Source organism: Empedobacter sp. UBA6745 (assembly GCF_002453775.1).
GTDB classification, from domain to species: Bacteria; Bacteroidota; Bacteroidia; order Flavobacteriales; family Weeksellaceae; genus Empedobacter; species Empedobacter falsenii_C.
The window spans coordinates 1-19,214 of the sequence record NZ_DKHL01000010.1; the positions used below are offsets into that span (position 1 = coordinate 1).

Annotated in this window: 15 protein-coding genes and 2 pseudogenes; 15 read left to right on the forward strand and 2 right to left on the reverse strand. The window is 33.0% G+C overall.

Annotation, left to right across the window (positions count from 1 at the left end; genetic code table 11):
- Positions 1-105: 105 nt before the first annotated feature.
- A pseudogene (gene hutH / locus B4H69_RS04290) lies at positions 106-1,615 on the reverse strand (histidine ammonia-lyase).
- A gap of 139 nt (positions 1,616-1,754) precedes the next feature.
- On the opposite strand from hutH, the gene folE reads away from it, so the two are divergent.
- From folE to B4H69_RS04330, 8 genes are all read left to right on the forward strand, one after another.
- A complete protein-coding gene (folE, locus tag B4H69_RS04295) occupies positions 1,755-2,432 on the forward strand; it encodes a GTP cyclohydrolase I FolE (RefSeq protein ID WP_114997904.1) in 678 nt (225 codons plus the stop codon).
- Positions 2,433-2,449: 17 nt separating this feature from the next.
- Positions 2,450-3,922, forward strand: coding sequence for a cysteine--tRNA ligase (gene cysS / locus B4H69_RS04300; protein ID WP_180905274.1), 1,473 nt, complete (start codon positions 2,450-2,452; stop codon positions 3,920-3,922).
- A gap of 149 nt (positions 3,923-4,071) precedes the next feature.
- The gene (locus tag B4H69_RS04305; protein ID WP_052217781.1) at positions 4,072-7,134 is read left to right on the forward strand and encodes a SusC/RagA family TonB-linked outer membrane protein; all 3,063 of its coding nucleotides are present in this window, start codon (positions 4,072-4,074) and stop codon (positions 7,132-7,134) included.
- 18 nt (positions 7,135-7,152) lie between these two features.
- Entirely contained in the window at positions 7,153-8,574 is a 1,422-nt protein-coding gene (locus B4H69_RS04310) for a RagB/SusD family nutrient uptake outer membrane protein (RefSeq protein ID WP_038335072.1), read from the forward strand.
- 104 nt (positions 8,575-8,678) lie between these two features.
- Positions 8,679-10,607 (forward strand): putative porin, encoded by a 1,929-nt coding sequence (locus tag B4H69_RS04315; RefSeq protein ID WP_291092861.1) that lies wholly within the window; start codon positions 8,679-8,681, stop codon positions 10,605-10,607.
- Between the two features lie 109 nt (positions 10,608-10,716).
- Positions 10,717-11,751: an alpha/beta hydrolase gene (locus B4H69_RS04320; protein ID WP_291092864.1), complete on the forward strand. Its 1,035-nt coding sequence runs from the start codon at positions 10,717-10,719 to the stop codon at positions 11,749-11,751.
- Between the two features lie 21 nt (positions 11,752-11,772).
- Positions 11,773-12,834: a DUF2891 domain-containing protein gene (locus B4H69_RS04325; RefSeq protein ID WP_180905272.1), complete on the forward strand. Its 1,062-nt coding sequence runs from the start codon at positions 11,773-11,775 to the stop codon at positions 12,832-12,834.
- A gap of 84 nt (positions 12,835-12,918) precedes the next feature.
- Positions 12,919-13,215, forward strand: a complete 297-nt coding sequence (locus B4H69_RS04330) for a hypothetical protein (protein WP_038335098.1) — start codon at positions 12,919-12,921, stop codon at positions 13,213-13,215.
- A 79-nt stretch (positions 13,216-13,294) separates the two neighbouring features.
- Here B4H69_RS04330 and dusB read toward each other — a convergent pair.
- A pseudogene (gene dusB / locus B4H69_RS04335) lies at positions 13,295-14,298 on the reverse strand (tRNA dihydrouridine synthase DusB).
- Positions 14,299-14,330: 32 nt separating this feature from the next.
- Between dusB and B4H69_RS04340 the strand changes: the two are divergent.
- From B4H69_RS04340 to atpA, 7 genes are all read left to right on the forward strand, one after another.
- Positions 14,331-14,546, forward strand: coding sequence for an AtpZ/AtpI family protein (locus B4H69_RS04340; protein ID WP_038335105.1), 216 nt, complete (start codon positions 14,331-14,333; stop codon positions 14,544-14,546).
- A gap of 5 nt (positions 14,547-14,551) precedes the next feature.
- On the forward strand, positions 14,552-14,932 hold the full coding sequence (locus B4H69_RS04345) for a hypothetical protein (protein ID WP_180905270.1): 381 nt from the start codon (positions 14,552-14,554) through the stop codon (positions 14,930-14,932).
- Positions 14,933-15,010: 78 nt separating this feature from the next.
- Positions 15,011-16,144 (forward strand): F0F1 ATP synthase subunit A, encoded by a 1,134-nt coding sequence (gene atpB / locus B4H69_RS04350; RefSeq protein WP_180905269.1) that lies wholly within the window; start codon positions 15,011-15,013, stop codon positions 16,142-16,144.
- A 54-nt stretch (positions 16,145-16,198) separates the two neighbouring features.
- Complete coding sequence (atpE, locus tag B4H69_RS04355) at positions 16,199-16,408, forward strand: ATP synthase F0 subunit C (protein WP_013598300.1); 210 nt, start codon at positions 16,199-16,201, stop codon at positions 16,406-16,408.
- 97 nt (positions 16,409-16,505) lie between these two features.
- A complete protein-coding gene (locus tag B4H69_RS04360) occupies positions 16,506-17,000 on the forward strand; it encodes a F0F1 ATP synthase subunit B (RefSeq protein WP_038335122.1) in 495 nt (164 codons plus the stop codon).
- Between the two features lie 2 nt (positions 17,001-17,002).
- Positions 17,003-17,563 (forward strand): ATP synthase F1 subunit delta, encoded by a 561-nt coding sequence (atpH, locus tag B4H69_RS04365; protein WP_180905268.1) that lies wholly within the window; start codon positions 17,003-17,005, stop codon positions 17,561-17,563.
- Between the two features lie 11 nt (positions 17,564-17,574).
- Complete coding sequence (gene atpA / locus B4H69_RS04370) at positions 17,575-19,149, forward strand: F0F1 ATP synthase subunit alpha (protein WP_038335134.1); 1,575 nt, start codon at positions 17,575-17,577, stop codon at positions 19,147-19,149.
- The last annotated feature ends 65 nt before the right edge of the window (positions 19,150-19,214 follow it).

The following is a 19,214-nucleotide window of genomic DNA, read 5'->3' on the forward strand; positions in this document are numbered from 1 at the left end:
ACTAAATACAAATCTAATAGCTTGTCGAAGAGTTTTTCTAATTATAGTAAATTATCTACATTATAATAGCTTATCCTTCGACAGGCTCTGGATGACAAGGATAACTTAGAAACTTAAAATTAATTTCTTGAAATCATCTGTTTGTAATAAATCAATAATATTGTTGATATCATCTCCAATCAAACGATCGTCTTCTAATTTTGGACAAACTGAACGAACTTTTGCGAAAACTTCTTCTAAGAATGCACTTGTTTTACGTGGTCTTCTAAATTCTAAACCTTGACAAGCATACATTAATTCGATTGCTAAAACACGTTCTACATTGTCTAAAACTTGGTTGAATTTTCGTCCAGAAATACTTCCCATCGAAACATGATCTTCTTGTCCCAAAGAAGTCGGAATACTATCTGCCGATGCAGGAAAACATAATGTTTTGTTTTCTGTACAAAGTGCGGCTGAGGTATATTGAGGAATCATGAAACCAGAATTTAAACCAGAGCTTTCTGTTAATAATTTTGGTAAACCATATTTTCCTTCGATTAATAAATATTGACGACGATCCGAAATATTTCCTAATTCAGAAGCAGCAATTGTAGCGTAATCTAATACCATTGCTAATGGTTGTCCGTGGAAATTCCCACCTGAAATGGCTTCTTCGTCCGAAACAACAATTGGATTATCTGTTACAGAATTTAATTCGATTTCAGCTAATTCTTGTAAATGAAAAAATGCATTTCGTGATGCACCATGAACTTGAGGCATACAACGCAATGAATATGGATCTTGTACACGACCACATTCTGCATGAGAGAAAGCAATTTCAGAACCTTTCAATAAATTTCGCATACGTTCTGCAACCAATAAAGTTCCTTTGAATGGACGAACTTGATGTAATTCTTCTTCGAATGGACGGGGAGAACCTTCGTAAGCTTCTAATGATAAAGCACCCGCAACGTCAGCTAAATTCAATAAATATTCGAATTTTTCTAAGCCATTTAACGCATGAGATAAAATGAATTGTGTTCCGTTGATTAATCCTAAACCTTCTTTTGCAGAAAGATGTAAAGGTTGTAAATTATGTTTAGTCAAAGCTTCTTTTGTNNGAAACAATTGTATCGCCATCCCAAACTTTTCCTTCACCAATTAATGGTAAAAATAAATGTGATAATGGCGCTAAATCTCCAGATGCTCCAACAGATCCTTTTTCAGGAACGACCGGAATAATATCTTTTTCGACCATTAATAAAATTCGTTCCACAACATCTAAAGTCACACCAGAATATCCTTTTGATAAAGCATGTGCTTTTGCAATTAACATGGTTTTAGAAATTTCTTTCTTGATTGGATTTCCAACACCAACCGCATGACTGATTAATAAATTATATTGAAGTTGACGCGTTTCTTCTTCCGAAATTTTAGTGTCGCAAAGTGGTCCAAAACCAGTGTTAATTCCATAAACTGTTTGACCAGAAGCAACTATTTTAGCAACGTTTTGTTGCGATTTTAAGATTTGTTGTTTACTCGCTTCATTAAGTTCAATTTCGATGTTTCCTTCTTTGATTCCTTTGTAATCCTCGAACGAAAGAAAATCGATACCGTAAGTTTTCTTGATCATTTTTTCGAATTTGTGATACTTCAAAGATAATCTTTTCATTGATTTGATAAAAGATAGAAATCATTTCAGATGTAATAAATTGAGATTTGATAAGGTTTTATAACACTATCTTTTATAAATTTGCTAAAATTTTTATGTAATGTGTGATAAACATCTTCATGACGAAATGGGGGACGACCATATTTCAGCAAACTTAGAAACGCCTTTGAGAGCTGATGCCTTTGAGTTGTCTGCTGAAGAAAAAGTGGAAAAGATAGAAGCGGATTTCCGTAACATCATGGAAACTTTAGGCTTAGATTTAACAGATGATAGTTTGAAAGGAACGCCAAAACGTGTTGCGAAAATGTTCGTAAAAGAGATTTTTGGTGGTTTATTGCCAGAGCGTAAGCCTGGAATGTCAACTTTCGAAAATAAATATAACTACAATCAAATGTTGGTTGAAAAAGATATCGTGGTTTATTCAACTTGCGAGCATCACTTTTTACCAATCGTTGGACGTGCACATGTTGGTTACATCTCGAAAGGGAAAGTAATCGGATTGTCTAAAATGAATCGTATTGTAGAATATTATGCAAAACGTCCGCAAGTACAAGAGCGTTTGACAATGCAAATTGTGAAAGCAATGCAAGAAGCGTTAGGTACAGACGATGTAGCATGTATTATCGATGCGAAACATTTGTGTGTAAATTCGCGCGGAATCAAAGATATCGAATCAAGTACAGTAACTGCCGAATATGGTGGAGCATTTAAAGATAATGAGCAATTAAGAAAAGAGTTTATTTCGTACATCGGAATGAAAACTACTTTTAATGTTTAAAATATAAATCCTATAAAATGGTAAAAGAAAATCAATTAAAATTACATAATTCCTTAACGGGACAGAAAGAAACGTTCGAACCAATTAATCAAGATAATGTTGGAATGTATGTTTGTGGACCTACCGTTTACAGTAATGTGCATCTTGGGAATGTGCGTACGTTTATGTCATTTGATATGATTTATCGTTACCTAAAATTTTTGGGTTACAAAGTTCGTTATGTTCGTAATATTACTGATGCAGGGCATTTAACAGATGACGGAAATGTAGAAAATGATCGTTTTGTAAAACAATCTAAATTAGAGAAATTAGAACCAATGGAAATCGTACAGAAATATACGGTTGATTTTCATAAAGTTTTAGAGAAATTTAATTTATTACCTCCAACAATCGAGCCTACAGCAACGGGTCATATTTTAGAACAAATTGCTTTAGCGGAGAAATTAATTGATTTAGGATTTGCTTACGAAGTAAATGGATCAGTTTATTTTGATGTCGAAGCATACAACAAAAAAGGACTTGATTATGGTGAATTGAGTAACCGTAACATCGAAGAATTAATCAATAATACAAGAGATTTAGACGGACAAGGAGAGAAGAAAAATCCTGTGGATTTTGCACTTTGGAAAAATGCTTCGCCTGCTCACATTATGCGTTGGGCTTCACCTTGGGGAGATGGTTTCCCTGGTTGGCACTTAGAATGTACAGTGATGAGCACAAAATATCTTGGCGATTATTTCGATATTCACGGGGGTGGAATGGATCTTAAATTTCCTCACCACGAATGTGAAATTGCCCAAGCAAAAGGTTCTAACGGTCACGAACCAGTAAAATATTGGATGCATGCCAATATGTTGACGATGAATGGTCAGCGTATGAGTAAATCGACAGGAAATTACATTTTGCCAATGCAATTAGTGAATGGTGAAAATGATTTCTTCGAAAAACCATTTCATCCTGCTGTTGTACGTTTTTGTTTCTTACAAGCGCATTATCGCAGTGTTTTAGATATTTCGAATGATGCAATGTTAGCTTCAGAAAAAGGATATAATCGTTTGGTTGAAGCATTAAAAACATTAGAAACAATTACACCAAAGAAAATTTCTACCGTTAATATTGATGAGTTAGAAACGAAATTATACACAGCAATGGATGATGATTTCAATACGCCAATATTGATTGCACATTTGTTTGATGCAGTGAAAATGATTAATTCAATCAAAGATAGTTTCGAGAATATTACAGCAGAAGATTTAGAGCGCTTAAAGGCGATTATGAATGGTTTTGTTCATGATGTTTTAGGTTTAGATACAGAGGCTGCAAACGAAAGTTCTGATAAATTAGATGGTGTTGTAAAAATGCTAATCGAAATGCGTAATCAAGCACGTGTGGATAAAAATTGGGCTTTATCAGATCAGATTCGTGATCAATTAAGTGCATTAGGTATCCAACTAAAAGACGGCGCTGATGGTACTACTTTTAGTTTTTAAAATAAGTTAAAATTAATATAGTATTATAATTAAGCCACTTAGAAATAAGTGGTTTTTTTGTTTTGTTTAAATAAAATTTAACAAAATATTTGCATTATAAGTATTTATTTATCATATTTGTTATAATTAGCACTAAAAATTAACATAATATGAGGAGAAGGTTTACTTCTTTGGGTATTCTATCAATGTTTTTGATGGGAGGTTTAGCTTATGCCCAAGTAAAAGGAGTTTTAAAAGACTCAAATGGTTTTCCAATGGAAGAAGCTGAGGTTATTGTTACAAGAACAGGAACTTCGGTTTTTACTGATGGAAACGGAAACTTCAATGTAGATGCAAAAGTTGGTGATACATTAAAAATTATTGATTCTAGTGGAGAAGAAAAAATTGTTAAAGTTACTTCTACAACCCTAGGTGATATTAAATTTATTTCCAAAGCATCAGAGAATATTGAGTTAGGTACGGTAACTCTAGTAGGGGGTATTAAAATGGATGCTGCTCAAAAGATTGGAGCCTATGATATTGTTAAAAAAGAAGATTTTGAATTAGCTCCTACTTCTTCTATTGATGAGGTATTAAATGGCCGTGTAGCTGGATTAGTGTTTTCTACAAATTCAGGAGATCCAGGGTCTGCCAATCTTATTACGATTCGTGGTGTAGGTTCCTTGGTAGGGACTCCAAACCCATTGTATGTAATTGATGGAGTTGTTGTAGGTAAAGGATCAGATAATGCAGGTTTAATGGAGTCGTGGAATCCTTTAGCTTCTATCGATCCAAATTCTATTGAATCGGTATCTGTTTTGAAAGACGCTTCTGCTACAGCTTTGTATGGGGCTCGAGGAGCAAATGGAGTAATTGTAATTACAACAAAGAAAGGTCGCTATAATCAGAAAACTAGATTTAATTTTGCAACTGATATGGCAATCCAGAATATTGCTTACGATAAGCAACGTTGGATGAATGCTAGTGAATATATAGAATGGGGAGCTCTTGCCAATTTTAACACAGGTAACTATTCTTCATTAGCTGAAGCCAAAAATTATTTTACTAATAATTTTTTAAATTATGACGGAGTAACAGATACTGACTGGACAGATGTTATAACAAGAAGTCAATCTACTGTCAGAACTTATAATTTCGCAGCAGCAGGAGGAGGTGAAAATACTTCATTTAGAATAGGTGGATCTTATTACAATAATAAACCGCTAATTTTAAATACAAATTTTGATAGAATATCTATTAATGCTGCTATTGATCATAAGATAGAAGATAAATTAACATTAGGACTTAATGTTAATTATACACATGTTGATAGAGTAACATATTATGATGGTGGATCTTTTAGAAATCCATGGAATGCACGTTGGAATCTTGTTCCTACAGCTCCTGTATATAACTCAGACGGTTCTTTAAATCAATCAATTCCTGGAAATGAAAATTTTAATCCGTTGGGGATTTTAGAAAAAGATTTTACAACAGGAGATATCTCCACTTATTTAGCTTCTTTAAATGCTGAATATCAATTTGCAAAAAATTTCTATTTCTTTTCATTGTTTGGAACTCAGTATCAAACTTTGAATGAGAGAGCGTGGTGGGATCCTTCTGTAGGTGATGGTCTTGCAAATGAAGGTGCATTGCAAGCAACAAAAACTTTTGCATGGGACTGGAACTGGCAAAACTCTGTGTCTTATCGAAATAAATTTGCAGACAAACATGATTTGCAAGTTTATGTTGGGATGGAATATCAAGAGCATAAATATGATCAATTATATACATCTGGAACTCAATTCTCAGAGCCTCGCCCATATTTTAATTATGCAAATCAGGAAACGGTTGGAACAGAGGAGTTTGTTTATCAGTGGAAACAGATTTCATACTTTTCTAGGGTAAATTATATTTTTGATGGTAAATATACATTGTCAGGACAACTACGTAGAGATTCTAATTCTACTTTGGGATTGAATGATAAATCTGGAACATTTTGGTCTGTTGGAGGATCTTGGAATGCAACAAAAGAAAGCTTTTTAAGAGATAGCTTTTTATCAAATTTTACTTTAAGAGCTAATTATGGTGAAATTGGTAATATTCCGTATGCAGATTCATGGGGTCCTCAATATAATGCATATTCTGTGATGTCAGTAGGTCAATATGGAGCAGATCCAACTAACCAGATAGGAACAGTTGGAGATCCTGATTTACAGTGGGAAATATCAAAACAATGGAATGTTGGGCTAGATTTCGGTATTTTGAAAAATGCTTTAAACTTTACAGTTGATGTTTATCAGAGAAATTCCGTAGAAGCAATATATTCTGCTGGATTGATTCCTTCTTCTAATCCAGAGCCATCAGGAAGATTCACAAATGTTGGTAAAATATCTAATAAAGGAGTTGAACTTACGGTTAACGCAAATCCAATAAATAAAGATTTTAAATGGAATATTTATGGAAACTTCTCTTATAATAAGAATAGATTAGAAAAGTTATTTGAAGACTCAGATTACTACGAGTTAGATGGAACTTCTAACAGTATGCGTGTACTAAAAGAAGGACATGAAGTAGGTGAGTATTATACATTTTTATGGGCTGGAGTTGATCCTGAAACTGGTAGAGGTGGATGGTGGAAAGACGGAACAAAATCTGAAATTGTATATAAAAGAACAGAGGCAGAAAGGGTATTTATGGGAAAATCAGCATTCCCTAAATATTTAGCAGGTTTGAAAAATGAGTTTTCTTTTAAAGGACTTTCACTTTCTTTATTCTTTACAGGACAATTTGAGTACGCAGTACACAATCGTTGGCAAAACTATACATTATCAGATGGTTCTAGTATGAGTACAACTCAAATATCAGACGCATTATATAATAGCTGGACAGAAGACAATAGAAATGCATCTAATCCTAAACAGGTCGCAAATCAAGCAAACGGAACGGAAGCTCCTTCTTCTCGATGGATGTTTGATGGTGATCACATAAGACTTAAAGAAGCTAAGTTAGCTTATTCTTTTGGTGATAAATTTAAACAACAGACAGGATTAGATAACTTAACAGTTTATGTGAAAGGTGTTAACCTATGGACTTATGTATTTGATAAAGATTTGACATTTGATCCAGAATCAAACTCAAATGCTGCTGCCGGTTGGAGAGGTAAAGGATTGTATGATAATACAGCACCTATATTTAAAAGTATTTCTTTAGGTATAGTATTAGATTTCTAATCATTTAAATGAAAAAAAATGAAAAATAAAAATATATTAAAAATAGCAATGCTTTCTTTCGGTTTTCTTTTTCTACAAAGTTGTGATAAAGATGATTTAGAATTAGAACCTGTTATAGGGGATGTTTTTAATGGTAATATAGAAAGTGAGAATAAACTAGAATATACAACTAATTCTATATATAAATATTATGGAGGAGGTAGTATGTATGGTAGTGGTGTATTAGTCTTTAACGATATTGTATCTGATAATGTTTTTGTAAGTAATACCAATAATGGATATTTTTTAACTCAACAAGGATTAAATTGGTTTCCTGACACAGGTTTTGGTATTTGGAATGAAGCTTATGATGCAATCATTATGGCAAATATTGTTATAAATGAAGAAAATTTACCAAAAACGGATAGAGTAAAAAGTTTAAAAGGAGAGGCTAAATTATTAAGAGCAGCATCATATTTTACACTTTTACAATATTATTCTTCTTCTGATACACAATATGAAGCCTATGGAGTTCCATTAAATATAGGCCCTTTTGATCCAAATTTGGCTTCTCCAAGATCATCAGTTGGTCAGGTGTATGATCAAATTATTAAAGATTTTACAGAAGGAATCAATGAAATGGATCCTAATTATAGACAAGGTAAAAAGACATTCTTTTCTCCTATAGTTGGAAAGTTTCTTTTATCTAAGGTTTATTTAACAAGAGGAGCTTCGGGAGATTATGACAAAGCTATAGCTTTAGCAAATGAAGTATTAGCTGTTCAAGCTCCTATTGCTGGAAATAAGCTATTAGCATATTTTTCTACACCTGATATCGCAGTATCTGAACAACAACCAGAAACAATATTTGAGGTAGAGCAAACAAATCAATATAATTTAGGTGTTAATACTCATTTAGGTTCTTTTTATTCAAATTCAGGGAATCAGAGAAGTTTACTTGCGAGGAAATGGGTTTTTGATTTATATGATGATGGAGATGTAAGAAAGACGTTGTTTAATACAGCTGGAACTCCTGCGTCGGACGAACCTAACAAAGGAGTTTGGCTAAGAAAATGGCCAAGAAACTCATCTGAAGGAAACTATATGATGAATGTAAAAGTATTCAGATATACAGAAGCAAAATATATAGTTATGGAAGCTTTAGCTAAGAAAGGGGAGTCAATAGCTGCTTTAACTTTATTAAATGAACATGCTGCAGAACGTGGTGCTTCAGCATATTCAGGAGATGCCTTAACAGCTATTTTATTGGATAAACAAAAAGAATTTATTGGTGAAGGTCATCGTTTCTTTGATCTAAAAAGAAATAAATTAGGATTTAATCGTAAAACAAATTGTTTAAATTGTACTTTAGAACCGTCTAACAAGTTATGGGTATTACCTGTAGCATTGGATGAGAGAACAAGAAATCCAAATATGTCTCAACATCCTTTATGGAAATAAACTAACGAATTAAACATTTTTATAACATTTGCCCACTTAGAAATAAGTGGGTTTTTTTGTATCTCTCAATTTTAGATTACTTTTGTAAGGATTTATTCAACAGGATGAAAAAAACAATCATTGGTTTATTTTTATTAGGAGCTATTGTAGCGCAGGCTCAAGAGGATTCGATAAAAGTTTTAAAACCATTAAAAGGATCATCAACAAATGATTCGGTTACATATTATAAAACCAAAATCGACGATTATAAGTTTTGGACAAATGGTAGAAAACCAGAAGTATTAGATACGACATTAAGTATCAAAAACTATTATAATCAAAATTTTATTCGCAATGATGCGTTCGGAAAATTATTTTTTCCGAATGTTGGTGGTGTAGTGGTGGATTTGGAGTATCAAAATACGCCATTCAATCCGTCGATGTTACCAACTGGTAAAAAATACAATTATTATTATGCAAATGATATCAAATATTATGATGTCAAAACGCCATATACCGAGTTTATTTACGAGAATGGTGTTAAAGAAGGTAACTTTTTGTCTTCAACATTTTCGCATAATTTCAACAAGCAATTCAATTATACGTTTCATTATCGTGGATTAATTTCTGAAGGTCGTTATCGTCATGAAAAAGCGCAGAATAATACCTTTGTTTTTTCATCAAATTATAAAACAAAATCGGAACGTTTCAAATTGTGGTGGAACTATGCAGCACAAAATCTGAAAAATAATGAGAACGGTGGAATAGAAGATATCAACGATTTTATTTTGCAAGATGATCGCAGAATGACAAATGTTCGTAATATTCCCGTGAATTCGCAGACAGCAAAATCTGAATTTGATGCACGTCGAATTGAATTGAATGCTTCGTACGGAATCTTAAAAAAAATGAATGAAAAAGATTCGACTTTTTATAATCCAATTGAATTGAAGAATAAATTTTCGTATGAAAAACAAAAATATCGCTACGAGGATACGTCACCAAACGGAACTTTATATTCTACACCGATTATTACAGGAATGGATTATAGAAGTAAAAAGAGTTTTACAGATTTATCCAATACGACAACTGCTGGTTTTCAGTGGACAGATCGTGTGAAAATAGAGGCTGGTGTTAAATTCCAGAATTTGCGCGTTTTTGCTGATCAAGCCATGACGATTGTTGCAGTTCCAAAGCAAATAGAGGAAAATCTTTTTGGAGTTGTTGGAAAAGTGGATTTTGATTGGAATGAAAAATTAAAACTTTACGGAAATGTTGAATATCTGCAATCTGATAATTACAAAAGTGTTTACAATGTAGATGCGGTTTTAGATGTGACGCCGATAGAAGGTTATACATTGAGTGCTGGAGCGGTTATTCAGTCAAAACTTCCTTCGTTGAATGCAGTTTACAATCAAAGTTTCTTTAATAATTTTAACTACGTTAATAAATTTGAAACCGAAAATATTCAAAATCTTTTTGCAAAGTTAAAGTTAGATAAAGTTAACACAACCTTAGAAGCCTCAATTTATAATATTGACAATAAAGTATATTTAAACGAATTGTTGGTTTATAAACAATTGACAGATAATATTAATTATTTCAAGATAAAAGGTGAAAATCATTTACGTTTCGGAAAGATTAATTTAGTTTCGACAGCACAATATCAAAAAGTAACGAAAAACGAAGAATATATGCCTTTACCAGATTTCTTGATTCGTGAAACATTGTATTGGCAAGGAGAATTATTCAATAAGAATGCTCAATTACAAGCTGGTATTAATGCAACATATTTTACGAAATACAATGGTTTGCGTTACATCCCAATTCTGAACGAATTTGCATTGCAAGATCCAGCAAGTATACAAGAGATTGGTGGTTATCCTATTTTGGATGTTTTTATCAATTTCAAGGTTCGTAATATGCGTTTTTACATTCGTGGTGAGCATATCAATGCGTCGTTTACAAAACAACCTGATTATTTTGCAGCACCAAATGTTCCGTACCGAGATTTCAAATTTCAACTTGGCTTGAAATGGAATATTTTTAGTTAAAAAAATACAAATTATACAGAAAAACGACTTCATGATGAGGTCGTTTTTTCTGTCCAAAATCATTTGTGTAGAATAATTCTAAATAACTATTTTTAGAAAAATTTTATACATGAAAAAAATCCTACTTTTATTTTGTTTGATTTTCTCGCAAATCGGTTTTTCGCAAGAGAAATTAACAATTGGTGAAATCCAAAAAATAAATTCTAAAATCTTAAATACTGAACGAGAAATTTGGGTGAATCTTCCCGAGTCGTATACCAATAATAAACTTCAAAAAGTAAATTATCCAGTGATTTATGTGTTAGATGCCGAATCTAATTTTACATTTTTAACAGGCGTAGTTTCTAAATTTCAATCTGGTTTTTATCCGGAAATGCCCGAATCGATTATTGTTGGAATTACAAATAAAAATGGTGATCGAACAAAAGATTTTACACATGTGAATGATGTTAATTTCCTCAATTTTATTCAAACTGAATTGTTTCCTTTTATGCAGAAAAATTATCGTGTGAATGATTTTCGTTTGTTAATTGGACATTCTTTGGGTGGCTATTTTGCGTTGAAAACCTTGTACAATCACCCCAAAACTTTCAATGGATATGTTGCGCACGATCCAAGTATTTGGTTTAATGACAAAGAATTATTGAATCTTTATCAAAACTTAGAAAATCATTCTTTCGAGAATCGATTTTTGATGATTACGCAAGTCGGAGAAGGTCAAAATACAAATCATTTACGCGATCATTATCAAAGCATAAAAAAGGTGGACGAACGTTTGAAATTTTCGAAGAATAAATCGTTGAATTATCATTACAAACAATATGTTGACGAAGAACATGGTTCGGTTCCGATGATTGGCTCGATTGATTATTTACGTTGGCAGTTTGATGGTTATCGTGTGAATATTAAAGAGATTCCGAATCAACCAAATTTGGTAAAAGATTCGTTTGAATCGATTTCTAGAAAGTTGAATTATTCTTTTCAACCAACAGAAACGTATATCAACAATGTTGCAAATTATCTGGTAAAACAAAAGAAAAATGATTTAGCAAAACAGTTTTTTGAGCAAAATGTGAAAAATTTTCCTGAAAGTTTACAAGCAAAAGAAGAATTGAAAAAATTCTTGGACTCGAATAAAAATTAGTAATTTGGTAAAAACATTTTGATGAAAAAATTACTCTATTTAACAACTTTATTGACGACAACTGCATTTGCGCAAGAATTACAATTAGATCAAGCCAAAAAAATATTTGAATTACCAACACATTGTATCAAAGTTGAGTATCCGAATAAACTAGGAAATGTTTTGGGAAGTGATCAGGATTTGAAAACGCCAAAGCAATTGCGTCCAATTTTTTATGGTTGTTTTGATTGGCATTCGTCTGTTCATGGATTTTGGTCGATTGTGAAATTGATGAAAGATTTTCCTGAATTGGATCAAAATAATCAGGTTAGAAATGAGTTAAATCAATTGATTACAGCAGAAAATGTTGCGGTCGAAATGGCTTTTTTCAATGATAAAAACAACAAGAGTTTCGAGCGTACTTATGGTTGGGCTTGGTTGTTACAATTGCAAATGGAATTGAATAATTGGCAAGATAAAGATGCGCAAATTTGGGCAAAAAATCTGAAACCTTTGAGTGATTTGATTATTGTTAGATACAAAGAATATCTGCCGAAATTAGTTTATCCAATTCGTACAGGAACGCATGATAATACGGCTTTTGGTTTGAGTTTAGCGATAGATTATGCACGTTCTGTGAATGATAAAACATTCGAAAAAGTGATTACTGATAATGCAAATCGTCTTTATTTAAAAGATAAAAGTTGCAATATTGCTTTCGAACCAAGTGGATCAGATTTTCTTTCGGCTTGTTTGGAAGAAGCTTTGTTGATGTCTAAAATTCATCCGCATGATGAATATAAAAAATGGTTGAAATCATTTTTACCACAATTGTTTGACAAAAAACATGAGCTAAAACCTGGAATTGTTTCAGATCGTACGGATGGGCAATTGGTACATTTGGATGGTTTAAATTTTAGTCGTGCAACGGCTTTGTATCAAATTTCTGCAAAATTACCAGAGTTAAATTATTTGAATGATTGGGCAAATCATCATTTCAATTACTCGTTCAATAATATTTCGAACGATGATTATATGGGAAGTCATTGGTTGGGAACTTTTGCACTTTATGCACTGAAAACCAAACACGAAACTAAAAATTAGCTAATAATAGGGATTTTATAACGATAGAATTGAATCTAAATTTGTTTCAAACAAAACTAATACGAAACATTAAATTTTAATTCTATGAAAAAATATTTTTATATCGTCATCGCAATTTTAGGTCTTGCAGCATTCGGATTTAGTCAATATTCGAAAAGTCAATTAGAAGATCAATTGGCTAAAACAGGGAAATGCGTAGAAGGTGTTGTTGTGGAAACTAGCGGAACATTTAAACGCCCGAAAGCAACGATACAATATCCTGTAAATGATGAAGTTTATGAAGTTACTTTACGATCTAGAGCAGATGTGGACGAAGTTGTATTGATGAAATATGATACGCTGAATCCAGAAGAAGTGTTGCTTGTAGATAATTGTAATTAATTATAGTCTCAAGTTTAAATGAAAAATCCACCAAGTTTTTTTGGTGGATTTTTTTATATTAATGAATTATTTCTAACGATTAAATTTCTTCTAATGTTGGAATAAATTCTTTTTCGATTTCTTCGAAAGTTTGCATCAAATCAACAAGATTATCTTGTATGACTAATTTTGTACGATAAGGTTTGAAATTCGGAATTCCTTTGAAATAATTGGTATAATGCATACGCGTTTCCAAAATTCCAGTTCGTTCTCCTTTCCAATCAATCGCCCAATTTAAGTGATTTTTAGCCGCTTCCATTCGTTCTACAATTGTTGGTTCTGGTAACAATTCACCTGTTTCTCGATAATGTTTAATTTGCTCGAAAATCCAAGGATAACCAATCGCCGCACGACCAATCATTACACCATCTACACCGTATTTTTCTTTGTATTCGATCGCTTTTTGTGGAGAATCAANNAATCAATATCTCCATTTCCAAAAATTGGAATCTCAATATTTGGGTTCGCTTTTACTTTTGCAATCGGTTCCCAATTTGCTTGTCCTTTATACATCTGCGTACGCGTACGTCCATGAATTGACAATGCTTTGATACCTGTTTCTTGCAAACGTTCGGCAACTTCATAAATGTTAATCGAGTCAGAATCCCAACCCAAACGCGTTTTTACAGTAACTGGTAAATGCGTACTTTCAACAACAGACTTTGTTAAACGTACCATCAAATCTATATCTTTTAAAACACCAGCTCCTGCACCTTTACAAACCACTTTTTTTACGGGACATCCAAAGTTAATATCAACAATATCTGGTTGAACAGTTTCAACAATTTTAGCTGACATCGCCATTGCCTCTTCATCTCCACCAAAAATCTGAATACCAATTGGACGTTCGTAATCAAAAATATCTAATTTTTGACGACTTTTTATTGCATCACGAATCAATCCTTCAGAAGAAATAAACTCTGTATACATCAAGTCTGCACCATGCATTTTGCATAGGCGACGAAATGGCGGATCACTCACATCTTCCATTGGTGCAAGCAATAAAGGGAAGTCTGGTAATTCTATGTTTCCTATCTTTACCACGAAATAATTTTTTGCAAAATTACATAAAACTTATGAAAGAAGAACGAAAGTCCGAAGGTGTAAATCAATATTTAAAGTTTTCTGCGATGGGAATACAGATGGCGGTAACGATTGCGTTATTTGCTTGGTTAGGAACTTTTTTGGATAAAAAAATGGAAACAGACAAGCCATTATGGACGGCTGGCTTATCTTTGCTGGGAGTTTTTGCAGGATTATATTTGATGTTGAAGCAATTACCAAAAAAATAATTTTAATGATTAAGAAATTTATTCTTTTAGCACTTTCTTTTATTGCAATGGTTGCAATTTTTTGTGGTATTCATTACGCAATTGTTGCGCATTATAATTTTAGCGAAAATCCGCTAATTGTTCCAAAAATGTATTTAATAATTGGTTTAATTACGTTAATGATTTTGCAAGTTGGATGTTTTGTGAAGATAAAATTTCCAGAATATGTTGGTTTTGCCTTTATGGGAGGGATGATTGCGAAGATGGCAATTGTATTAGCATTGATTGTTGTGAATGAACAAATTAAATCAAATGTTGTGCAATTAATTATAAGTTATTTTGTAATTTTGCTAGCCGAAGTTTTAGTGTTTATTCGCTTAATTAATTTAAAGTTAAAAAAAGTTTAATGATTTTTAGCATTTGACTTTGGTAAGTGGTTAATTTACTATAATTTTGCACGCAATTTAGAAACAAAGGAATTATACATGAAATTTTCAGCGTTATTAGCGTTTTTATTACTTTTCAATTTCGGATTCGCCTCTACAGCGGTTCCGCACGAAAGTCTTCCAAAAACGTTTGAGGAGTTAATTAAAAGTGAGCAAGTAAAAAGTCAAGAGGAAGCTGCTAAAGTGAAATCTGGCGAATCTACATTTAACCCAGTGCCAGGTATCATGCACCATATTGCAGATGCGCACGATTGGCATTTATGGGGAGAAGGAGAAAAAAGTGTAGGAGTTGCATTACCTGTTATTTTATGGGATAATGGTTTACAGGTTTTTATGTCTTCTAAATTTCACCACAACGAAGCGATTGTTGAGAGTAACGGAAACTACTACATCAACTTCCACGAAAAAATCTACAAAACAGATGCGCAAGGTACAATCAAACCTCACGTAGACGAAAAAGGAGCTATTCATTTAGAAAATGAAAAACCATTAGATTTTTCTATTACGAAAAACGTAACATCAATGTTAATCTCTTTCGTGATTTTAATCTTAGTTTTCTCTGCAGTTGCATCTAACTACAAAAAAGGAAATATGGTACCAAAAGGTATTGCAGGATTTATCGAACCAATTATTATTTTTGTTCGTGATGAAGTAGCAATTCCAAATATTGGTGAGAAAAAATATGCAAAATTTATGCCTTATTTATTAACGTTATTTTTCTTCATTTGGATCAACAATTTATTAGGATTGTTACCAGGTGCAGCAAACGTTACAGGTAATATCGCAGTTACATTTGTATTAGCATTAATCGCATTAATCGTAATTAATTTCTCTGGAAACAAAGGTTACTGGGGACATATGTTATGGATGCCAGGTGTACCAGTTCCAGTAAAATTAATCTTAGCTCCAATTGAGTTAATCGGGATTATTACAAAACCTTTCGCCTTAATGATTCGTTTATTTGCGAACATTACAGCAGGTCACATCATCATTATGTCGTTAATTTCGTTAATCTTTATTTTCCAAACAGAAGCTATGGCAGGTGGATCTATTCCATTAGCGTTATTTATCTACTGTTTAGAGTTATTAGTAGCGGCATTACAAGCGTTCGTATTCACAATGTTAGTTTCGTTATTCATCGGAACAGCAGTAGCAGAACACGATCATCATTAAGAATAGAATATAAAAAACAATAAAATAATTTTTTAATAATTAAATACAATTATCATGACAGGAAGTATTGCAGCAATCGGAGCTGGTTTAGCAGTTTTAGGAGTTGGTTTAGGTATCGGTAAAATCGGTGGATCAGCTATGGAAGGAATCGCTAGACAACCAGAAGCGGCTTCAAAAATTCAAACAGCTATGATTATCGCAGCAGCCTTAATCGAGGGTGCAGGTTTATTCGGTATCGTAGTTGCGTTATTAGGTAACGGATAATATTTGAATTAAAAATTAGCTTCAATAACGGTTGGTTGTTGAAGCTAATTCATTAAAAAATTAATTAGTAAAAAATAAAATTTAATACATACACACAATGGATTTAATTACACCTTCAGTTGGTCTTATTTTTTGGACTGCGGTCGTATTTATCATCTTATTAGTATTGTTAAGATCATTAGCTTGGAAACCAATTTTATCTGCAGTTAAAGAAAGAGAACAATCTATCGAGGATGCATTAAACGCAGCTAAAAAAGCGAAAGAAGAGATGGCTTTATTAAACGCTCAAAACGAGAAAATCATGAAAGAAGCTCGTGCTGAACGTGATGCTATCTTGAAAGAAGCGCGTGAAATGAAAGAAAATATCATCAACGAGGCGAAAAATTCTGCAACTGTAGAAGCAAACAAATTAATTGAAAACGCTAAGTCAGCTATCCAAAATGAAAAGGCATCAGCTATGGCTGATATCAAAAATCAAGTTGGACAGTTGTCAATTGAAATTGCTGAAAAAATCTTAACTAAAGAATTGTCAGACAAATCTGCACAAGAAGCTTTAGTGAATGATGTTATTGATCAAGTTAAATTCAATTAATCATGGCAGGATTCAGAGCAGCACATAGATATGCTAAAGGTTTGATGGAGTTTGCGAATGAAGCAAACCAAACAGACGTAGTGTATGCTGAAATGAATGATGTTCGCAAAGTCATTAAAGAGAATGATGATTTAAGAGTTTTCTTAAATTCTCCAGTGATTGATGCAAAGAAAAAAGAAGCTGTTTTGAGTGAGATTTTCAAATCTTTATCAAAAACTTCTCAAACATTCATTTCGTTAGTCGTAAGACATGGTAGAGAGAATATTTTGTCTAAAATTGCAGATCAGTTTATTTCATTATACGATTTAGCAAATAATATTGTAACAGCAGAAATTACTTCGGCAGTGCAATTAGATCAAAATACAATTGATAATATTGTAGCAAAAGCGAAACAAACTTTAGCTGCAAATAGTCTAGTAAAAGTAGAGAACAAAATTGATGCATCTTTAATTGGAGGTTTCGTTTTAAAAATAGGAAACAATCAAGTTGATTCGTCAATCAAAACTAAGTTAGCTACATTAAAAAAAGATTTTTTAAAAAACGAATACATTCCTAAATTTTAAATATTTCAGAAATGCCAGAAATAAATCCAGCTGAAGTTTCAGCTATATTAAAACAACAACTTACAAGCTTTGATTCATCAGTTGAATTAGCAGAAGTAGGAACCGTTCTAACTGTTGGGGATGGTATTGCTCGTGTTTACGGGTTAGACAATGCTCAATACGGAGAATTAGTAGAATTCTCAAACGGGTTAGAAGGAATGGTACAAAACCTTGAAGAAGACAACGTAGGTATTGTACTTTTCGGACCTTCAAAAGGTATTAAAGAAGGTGACACTGTAAAACGTACAAACAAAATTGCATCTATTAACGTAGGTGAAGGAATGTTAGGACGTGTTGTAGATATGTTAGGAAATCCTATCGATGGTAAAGGACCAATCGAAGGACAATTATATGAAATGCCTATCGAGCGTAAAGCTCCTGGGGTTATCTATCGTCAACCAGTAAACGAACCATTACAAACAGGTATCGTTTCTATTGACTCGATGATTCCAATTGGACGTGGACAACGTGAGTTAATCATTGGTGACCGTCAAACAGGTAAAACTTCTGTTGCTTTAGATGCAATCTTAAATCAAAAAGAATTTTACGATAGAGGTGAAACAGTTTTCTGTATCTATGTTGCAGTAGGACAAAAAGGTTCTACAGTAGCAGGAATCATGAAAACATTACAAGACCACGGTGCAGATAAATATACAGTAGTAGTTGCTGCTAATGCATCTGATCCAGCTCCAATGCAAGTATATGCTCCAATGGCAGGTGCTGCAATCGGAGAGTATTTCCGTGACTCTGGTCGTCCAGCGTTAATTGTTTATGATGATTTATCTAAACAAGCCGTTGCATACCGTGAGGTGTCTTTATTATTACGTCGCCCACCAGGACGTGAAGCATATCCTGGAGACGTTTTCTACTTACACTCTCGTTTATTAGAGCGTGCTGCAAAAGTAATCAAAGATGATGCAATTGCATCTCAAATGAATGATTTACCAGAATCTATGAAAGGTATCGTAAAAGGTGGAGGTTCTTTAACTGCTTTACCAATTATCGAAACTCAAGCTGGTGACGTTTCTGCATATATCCCAACAAACGTAATTTCGATTACAGATGGACAAATCTTCTTAGAGTCTGATTTATTCAACTCAGGTGTTCGTCCAGCGATCAACGTAGGTATCTCTGTATCTCGTGTTGGTGGTTCTGCACAAACAAAACCAATGAAAAAAGTATCTGGTACATTAAAATTAGACCAAGCACAATACCGTGAGTTAGAAGCTTTCGCGAAATTTGGTTCTGATTTAGATGCAGCTACAATGAACGTAATTGGTAAAGGTGAACGTAACGTTGAGTTATTAAAACAAGGTGTTAACGCTCCAATTCCAGTAGAAGAACAAGTAGCAGTTATTTATGCGGGTACTAACGGTATGTTGAAAAATGTTCCAGTTAACCAAGTGAAAGAGTGGCAAGCTGATTTTGTTGAGTTAATGCGCAACAAATATGCAGACACTTTAACATCTATCCGTTTAGGTAAATGGACTGATGAAATTATGGATGTATTGAAGAAAGTTATCACAGAAACTACTTCTAAATACTAATAAAATATAAATGAAACTTAGAGGTTTTCGAATCTCTAAGTTCCTTTTAATCCTTCATCTCAAAT